This window comes from Frankia sp. R43, from assembly GCF_001306465.1.
Lineage (GTDB): Bacteria > Actinomycetota > Actinomycetes > Frankiales > Frankiaceae > Parafrankia > Parafrankia irregularis.
In genome coordinates, this window is sequence record NZ_LFCW01000025.1 from 1 (window position 1) to 8826 (window position 8826).

An 8826-nucleotide genomic window follows, 5' to 3' on the forward strand; every position below is an offset into this window, starting at 1 on the left:
CATTCGACGCACCATCCTGATTCACCGCCGAACCCCGCACCACACCCAACACCGACCGACCCGCCGCCACCGCATCCGACAACCGCTCCAACACCAACAGCCCCACCCCCTCACCCCACCCCGTCCCGTCGGCGGAGTCCGAGTACGACTTGCAGAGGCCGTCGGCGGCGAGGCCGCCCTGCCGGCTGAACTCGATGAACGGATCAGGGGTCGCCATCACCGCGACACCGCCCGCGAGAGCCAGCGCGCTCTCCCCCGAACGCAGCGACTGGCACGCCAGGTGGATCGCCACCAACGACGACGAGCACGCCGTGTCCACCGTCACCGCCGGCCCCTGCAGGCCCAGGACGTAGGCGAGACGCCCGGACATCACGCTGGTGGCGGTGCCGGTGAGCAGGTAGCCGTGCAGCTCCGGCGGGGCCTGCCGGATGGTCTCCGCGTAGGCCATCTGGGCGGCGCCGATGAACACGCCCGTCGGCCCGCCGCGCAGGGAAGTCGGGTCGATGCCGGCCCGCTCGAACGCCTCCCACCCCACCTCCAGCAGCAACCGCTGCTGCGGATCCATCCCCAGCGCCTCCCGCGGCGAGATCCCGAAGAACGCCGCGTCGAAATCCGCCGCCCCCCGCAGGAACCCGCCCTGGTTCGGCATCGAGTCCCAGCGGGAGAGCCCGTCGAGGTCCCAGCCGCGGTCGGTGGGGAACGGGGACATCCCGGATGCTCCGGCGGCGACGAGATCCCAGAGCGCCTCCGGCGAGTCCACCCCGCCGGGCAGGCGGCAGGCCATCCCCACGATGACGATCGGGTCGTCGTCCGCGGCGGCGCGCGACGCGGGGGCCGTGGGTGCGGTGCTCCCGGGCGCGGGGGCCAGTTCGAGAAGGTCCGCGCGAAGCAGCCGGGCCATCGCCTCCGCGGTGGGATGATCGAAGACGACGGTGGTGGGCAGCCGCACTCCGGTCGCCGCGGCGAGCCCGTTGCGCAGCTCGACGGCCGTCAGCGAGTCGAAGCCGAGCTCCCGAAACGGGCGGTCCGGCTGGACGGCGGCCACGGAGCCGTGCCCCAGCACCCGCGCCACCTCCGCGAGGACCAGGTCGAGGACAATCCGCTGCCTTTCCTGGTCGGGTGCCTTTCGGAGTCGTTCGACCAGGGCGGAACGCGCGGCTCGGCCGCCCTGGTCGGGTGTGTCGCTCCCCGGCGCCGACCCGTCCGCGGCCACGGCCGCGGCAGCCGCCTCCGGCAGCTCGGCGAGCAGCGGGCTGGGGCGGCGCGCGGTGAACACGGCCAGGAACCGGCCCCAGTCGACGTCGGCGATCACGACCTGACCGGCGCCACGCTCCAGTGCCGCCGCCAGGGCGGCGATGGCCCGACTCGGCCGCATCAGCACCAGGCCCTGCCGGGTCAGCATCGCGGAGGCTTCCGGTGTCGCGGCCATCCCGGCCTCGTCCCAGGCCCCCCAGGCGATGGCGGTTCCCGGCAGCCCGCGGCCGCGCCGCCGCTCGACCAGTGCGTCCACCATGGCGTTCGCCGCCGCGTACACGCCCTGCCCACCACCGCCCCACACACCGGCTATCGACGAGAAGACCACGAAGAAGGACAGATCCAGGCCCGTGGTCAGGTCGTCGAGGTGCTCGGCTCCGCGCACCTTCGCCGGGACGTCCTGGGCGATCTGGGCGACATCGCACTCGTCCAGGGAAGCGAACCGGGAGACACCGGCCGCGTGCACGACGCCGACGAGCGGTCGCTCGGCGGGAATCCCCGCGAGCAACGCCGCCACCGCCGTCCGATCGGCCATGTCGCAGGCGACGATCGTCGGCCGCGCGCCGAGGTCGACGAGCTCGCGGGCCAGCCGCGCGGCGCCGGGGGCCGCGGAGCCGCGCCGGCTGACCAGGACGAGGTCGCGGACTCCCCGGCGGGCCAGCCAGCGGGCGACCTCGCCGCCCAGGCCTCCGGTGCCGCCGGTGACCAGAACCGTGCCCGACGACGGTGGCACCCAGCCCCGCTCCGCTCCGTCCGCCGACACGCCGTCCGCCGGCGGGCCGTCCGCCGACGCACCGGCCGCACGCCGCAGCCTGCGTCCATGCGTGCCGTCGGCACGGATCACGACCTGGTCCTCGTCGCCGGCCCGGCCGGCCAGAACCGCGGTGAGCCGGGCGAGCACGACCGGCTCGAGCTCGTCAGGCAGGTCGATCAGGCCGCCCCAGCGGTCCGGGTACTCGAGCGCGGCGACCCGGCCCAGGCCCCAGAGACCCGCCTGCTCGATCCCGCGCCGATCCGCCACGTCCGGTCCGACCGCGTTCCTGGTCAGGGCCCACAGCGGCGCCCGGACGCCGGCATCCCCCAGCGCCTGCAGCAGCAGGACGACGCGGGCGAGAGCCACCGGCACCTCGGCCTCGCCCGCGGCCCCGGCCTCCTTGTCGGCCCCGGCCTCCTTGTCGGGCTCGGCCTCCTTGTCGGCTCCGGCCTCCTTGTCGGGCTCGGGCTCGTCGAGCCCGACCAGCGCGACCACGACGTCGAAGGCGGACTCGGACGCGAAGGTGGACTCGGCGGGCGGCTGGGCCTGCCGCAGGCGCTCGGCCAGCGCGCGCCGGTCGAGCCCCACCGATCCGGCCGGAGCCTCCAGCGTCAGGGTGACCACGCCGGGCCCCAGCGCATCGATCACGGTGTCGGCCCAGCCCTCGCGGTCCGCCTCCGTGCCGAGGACCACCAGCGTGCGGGCGGTGAATCCGCTCGGGTCACAGCCCCCGGCCGGGCTCGGTTCGCCGCCCGGTTCGCCGGGGTTCGCATCCGAGGCGCCGCCGGGGGTACCGGCCGGCCCGTCGAGACGGGACCAGCCGATCTCATAACACCAGGCCGCCGTGGCCGCGGCCACCCGCCGCCTCGACCGCCACGACGACAGTGCCGGCACCATCGCGTCCACCCAGGGCGCACCGTCGCCGAGCCCGAGTGCGCGCGTGACCGCGCCGACGTCCGTCCGCTCGACTGCCTCCCAGAACTCCTCGTCGGCCGCCACGACGGCGGGGTCCGAGCCACCACGTCCAGGCGTGCCGCCGGCTTCGCGCAGCTGGTCGGGAGCCGGCCAGTATCGCTGTCGCTCGAAGGCATAGCTGGGCAGGTCGACGAGGTCCGCTCCGGACGGAGCGATCATCCCGGACCAGTCGACCTCGTGCCCGCGGACGAACAGCCCGGCCACCGCGGTCAGGATGGTGGCCTGCTCGTCCCGGTCGGTACGCAGCGTGGGCGAGACGGTGCCGGGCCACCCGAGTCCGTCCTGGACGAGGGCCGACAGGGTGCCGTCCGGCCCCACCTCGATGAGGTCGGTGACACCGTGGGCGCGCAGGTACTCGACCGCGTCGCCGAAGCGGACCGTGGCGCGCAGGTGGCGTGCCCAGTAGTCGGCCGAGCCCAGTTGCTCGGCGGTGGCCAGCTCGCCCGTCACCGTGGACACGACCGGGATCCGCGCACCGCCGGTGGGCGGCGCCCCGTCGGCGCACAGCCCACCGGCGGCCGTGCGGAGGCCCTCGACCAGCGGGTCCATCTGCGGAGAGTGCGCGGCGTAGCCGATCCGCAAGGTCCTCGCCGAGGCGAAGCGCCTGGCCACCGCGACCACCTCGCCCTCCGCACCGGCGATCACCACCGATTCCGGGCCGTTCACGGCCGCGATCGACACCCCCTCCGTCAGCAGCGGCAGCACCTCCGCCTCCGACGCACGCAGCGCGACCATGACCCCGCCGGCCGGCAGGCCCCCCGTCAGCCGCCCTCGTGCCACCACCAGCCGGCAGGCGTCCGGCAGGGAGAGGAACCCGCCGACATGCGCCGCCGCGATCTCGCCGAAGGAATGCCCGACCAGCAGCCCCGGCCGGACTCCCCAGGATTCGACCAGCCGGAACAACGCCACTTCCAACGCGAACAGGGCCGGCTGCGCGAACTCGGTCCGGCCCAGGAGCGGCTCGGGACCGTCGAACATCAACGCGCGCAGCGGACGACCCAGCGCGGCGTCGATCTCCGCGCACACCGCGTCGAGCGCCTCGGCGAACACCGGATACCGCTCGTACAGGCGGCGCCCCATACCGACCCGCTGCCCGCCCTGGCCGGCGAACACGAAGCCCAGCCCGCGCTCCGGACGCACGACTCCCCGCGCGGCCTCAGAGACCGACACCGAAACCTTGTCGCCACCGCCACCGCCACCGCCATCGCCGCCGCCGCCGTCGCCGTCGCCGTCGCTGGGAGCGCGCTCGCCGTCCGCCAGCAGTACCACCCTGTGGTCGAACAGCGACCGCGACGAGACCAGCGAGCAGCCCACGTCGACCGGCGACGCACCGCCCGCCACCGACCGCAGCCGCTCCACCTGGGCTGACAGCGCCGCCGCGCTCTTCGCCGACACCACCCAGGGCACCAGTCCGTCCACCGGGCGCTCGCCAGCCGTGCCACCGGCACGGCTGGCGCGCAGGGCGGTGCCTCCCACCGGCAGGTCGGTGGCCTCGGCGGGCAGCTCGAGTACGACGTGCGCGTTCGTCCCGCTGATCCCGAACGACGACACCGCGGCCCGGCGTGGCCGGCCCGCATCGGTGCCCGGCCACGGCCGCGCCCGGGTCACCAGCTCGATCCCGCCCGCCGCCCAGTCGACGTGCGGGGAGGGCTCGCCCACGTGGAGCGTCGGCGGGACGACGCCGGCGCGCAGGGCCATGACCATCTTGATGATCCCGGCGACCCCGGCCGCACCCTGGGTGTGCCCGATGTTCGACTTGACCGAGCCGACGAGCAGCGGGCGGTCGGCGGGCCGGCCCGGCCCGTAGGCGGCCTGGAGCGCCGCCGCCTCGATCGGGTCGCCCAGTGCCGTCCCGGTCCCGTGCGCCTCGACGACGTCCACGTCGGCGGCGGTGAGCTGGGCGCTCTCGAGTGCGCGGCGGATCGCCCGCCGCTGGGCCGCCCCACTGGGCGCGGCCAGGCCGTTCGACGCGCCGTCCGAGTTCACCGCCGAGCCGCGCACCGTCGCCAGGATCCGGTGGCCGTGGCGCCGCGCGTCGACCAGGCGCTCCAGCAGCACCAGCCCCACGCCCTCGCCCCAGCCGGTGCCATCCGCCGCCGCGGCGAAGGCCTTGCACCGGCCGTCCGCCGCGAGCCCCCGCTGGCGGCTGAACTCGATGAACGTGGTCGGCGCGGCCATCACCGTCACCCCGCCCGCCAGCGCCATCGTGCAGTCGCCGGCCCGCAGCGCTGCCGCGGCCAGGTGAACGGCCGCCAGCGACGACGAGCAGGCGGTGTCCACCGTGATCGCCGGGCCCTCCAGCCCCAGCGCATAGGCGAGGCGCCCGGAGGCGACGCTGCCCGCGCTGCCGGTCGCCAGGTAGCCTGCGGCGGTCTCGTCCGCCAGCCGGCTGCCGTAGTCGCCGTACATCACGCCGACGAACGCGCCCGTCAGCGTGCCGCGGGACGTCATCGGGTCGATGCGGGCGTGCTCGAACGTCTCCCACGCGGTCTCGAGCAGCAGTCGCTGCTGTGGGTCCATCGCCAGCGCCTCACGCGGGCTGATGCCGAAGAACGCCGGATCGAAGTCACCGACACCGTCGAGGAAACCGCCGTGACGGGTGTACGAATGACCGCCGCGGGCCGGGTCCGGGTCGTAGAGCGCGTCGACGTCCCAGCCGCGGTCGCGGGGAAACTCCGAGATCGCGTCGACGCCCGCCTCGACCAGGCTCCACAGGTCGGCCGCCGACCGGACGCCGCCGGGGAACCGGCAGGCCATACCGATGATGGCGATCGGCTCGTGCGCCGCCTCGGTCAGCCGCCGGGTCTCCCGCCGGAGCCGCTCGTTCTCCAGCAACGACGCGCGCAGCGCCGCGGCGACCTTGTCTGGCGTTGTCACCATGATCAGCTCCGGGCGTCGGGCGGGTCAGGAGTCGGTGTCAGCGAGCGCGAGGCGGACCAGCTCGTCGAGATCCGCGTTTCTGATCACATCCGAGCTGTCCGGTGGCGACGGCGGGGACGGTGGGGACGGTGGGGAGGCCTGGTCTCCGTGCGCTCCGGCGAGCCGCAGGACGACATCCAGGACGCCGGCCTCGCGGAACCGGTCCAGCGGCACGGCGGCGATCGCCTGCCGGAGATCGGCGTCCCCTGTGCCGACGGCGGCACCGACGTGACCGGCGGCTGCCGGCTGGTCGGACGGATCGCCGGCGGGGACGAGCTCCGCGCGCAGGTGCGCCGCCAACGCCGCCGGGGTGGGATGGTCGAAGACCAGGGTGGCGGGAAGCGGCAGCCTGGTGGCACCGGCGAGGCGGTTACGCAGCTCGACGCCCATGAGCGAGTCGAAGCCGAGGTCCTGGAAGGTTCCGCCGACCGGGACCGACCGGGCGTCGGCGTGACCGAGCACCGTCGCCGCCTGCTCACGGACGAGATCGAGGAGCACCGCCTCCCGCTCGTCGTCGGCGAGCTCGGCGAGGCGGTCGAGGGCACCGCGCGGCCGCGGGCTTCGCCGGCCTGCGGATCCCGGCCCTGACCCCGGCTCCGGCTCCGACTCCGATGTCGCCGACACGGGCGCGAGGGCGAGCGCGGGCTGGCCCGCCGCCGGGATGACGTCATGATCCAGGCTGGCGGCGACGACCGCCGGGCGTCCCGCTCGCAGCGCCTCGTCGAACAGTGCGAGTGCCGCCCCCTCGCTCATCGGCAGAATCCCGGAGCGGGCCATCCGGGCGCGGTCGGCCGCGCCGAGGTGCGCCGTCAGCCCGCCGCCGCCCTCCCACAGGCCCCAGGCGATCGAGACCGCGGGGAGCCCGTCGGCCCTGCGGTGGCGCGCCAGCGCGTCCAGGAAGGCGTTCGCGGCGGCGTAGTTGCTCTGGCCCGGAGCGCCCAGCGTGCCCGCCACCGAGGAGAACAGCACGAACGCGGCGAGATCCCGATGCCTGGTCAGACGGTGCAGCTCCCATCCCGCGTCGACCTTCGGGCGGAGCACCGCGGTCAGCCGATCCGCGTCGAGCCGGTCGAGCGTCGCGTCCCGCACCACCGCGGCCAGGTGAACGACCGCGGTCAGCGGATGTCCGGCCGGCACCGAGGCCACCAGGTCGCGCAGCGCCGCCGGGTCGGCGCAGTCACACGCCACGATCGTCACGGTGGCCCCGGCGGCACCCAGCTCCGCCAGCAGCTCGGTGGCACCGGCCGCCGCGAGACCCTGGCGACTGGCCAGGACGAGACGGCGCACCCGGTGCCTGGACACGAGATGCCGTGCCAGCACCGCGCCGAGCGCCCCGGTGCCGCCGGTGATCAGCACCGTCCCGTCAGGATCGAGACTCGGCACCGCGGAACCGCCGGCGGACGGGCCGGGAACGCGCACGAGTCCGGGTACGAACGCTCGCCCCGCCCGCAGCACCGTCACAGGAGCGACCGCGGGCGCGGGCGCGACCAGCACGGCCGGCAACGCACCGACGCTGCCAGGATGATCGTCGACGTCCACCAGCACGATCCGGCCCGGGTTCTCCACCTGGGCGGACCTGACGAGGCCCCACACGGCGGCGGACGGCAGGTCGGGGCGGCCATCGCCGGAACCGCCGCCGGAACCGCCGAGGGAGCCGTCGGTGGCGGCGTCACCGGAACCGCCGACAGCGACCGCGCCCCGGGTGAGGACCACGAGCCGGCAGTGGACCAGCTCCTCGGCGGCCAGCAGCTCCTGCAGCGCCTGCAGCACCCCGGAGATGGTGACGTGGGTCCGCTCGACCACGTCGTCCACGTCATCCGTGCCGTCCGCGCCGCCCGCGTCGCCGCCGGGCGGAATCCCGCCGCCGAGCCATGCGCCGGCCTGGCCGCCACCGCCGACGGCACACCGCAGGAGGATCGTCGTGGGTGTCGGTGCCCCCGCCACGATCGCCCGCCGCAGCTCACCAGGGTCCGCGTACACGACAGCGGGCCGGCCGATTCCGGCGACGTCCGGTCCGTGCACTCCGACGACCGCCCAGCCTCCGGTCGACGGCGCGGCCGGAGCCTCTGTGACCGGAAGCGACAGCGGTGACCACATGAGCTCGTGGAGCCGCCGGCTGTCGGCGTCCGCCCCGGCGAGCGACTCCAGGTTCAGCGGACGCAGCGTCAGCGCGGCGACGGCCAGGACGGGCGCGCCGGTCTCGTCCGCCACCGCGAGGGCGTGCCGCCCGGGCCCGGCGGTACTCACCCGCACCCGAAGCGCGCCCTCCGCCGCGCCGTAGGCGGTCACTCCGGCCCAGGAGTACGGCAGGTCGACGGTCCCCGACGCGGACCCGGTGCCGCCGGTATCGGTAGCGGCGGCCTCATCGTCAGCGGCGGCATCGGTGCCTGGTGCGAGCACATGCAGCGCCGCGTCCAGCTGCGCGGGATGTACGAGGTGGCCGGCCGGGTGGTCCCCGGCGTGACTCGACGAGTCCGCGACGGGATCGAGGGCGGGATCGAGGGCGGGATCCGGGGCAGGGCGGTCCACCTCGGCGTAGAGGTCGTCGCCGTGCCACCACGCGGCGCGCACCAGCCGGAACGCCGGGCCGTAGCCCAGGCCACGCTCCGCCAGCCTCGGGTAGAGACCGTCCAGGTCCAACGGTTCGGCGTCCCGCGGCGGCCACATCACGCCGCTCGCCGGGACCGCCTCCCCCGACACCGCTGCCACGAGCTCGCCGCTGGCGTGCATCACCCACTCACCGGCATCGCCGTCCGCCGACTCGGGCGCCCGGCTGTGAACCGCCACGGTTCGTCGGCCGGACCCGTCCACCGCCCCCACCAGCACCTGTATCTCCACCGCCGCGTCAACCGGCACGGTCAACGGCCGTACCAACACCAGCTCACCGATCCCGCCGGCACCGACCCGCCCGGACACATAGAGAA

Annotated in this window: 2 protein-coding genes; both read right to left on the reverse strand. The window is 75.3% G+C overall.

What is annotated here, in order from left to right:
• The coding region (locus ACG83_RS47525) for a type I polyketide synthase (RefSeq protein ID WP_369812961.1) at positions 1-5860 on the reverse strand (5860 nt) is incomplete at its 3' end.
• Between the two features lie 27 nt (positions 5861-5887).
• On the reverse strand, positions 5888-8826 hold a 2939-nt coding region (locus tag ACG83_RS41380), incomplete at its 5' end, for a type I polyketide synthase (RefSeq protein ID WP_152991680.1).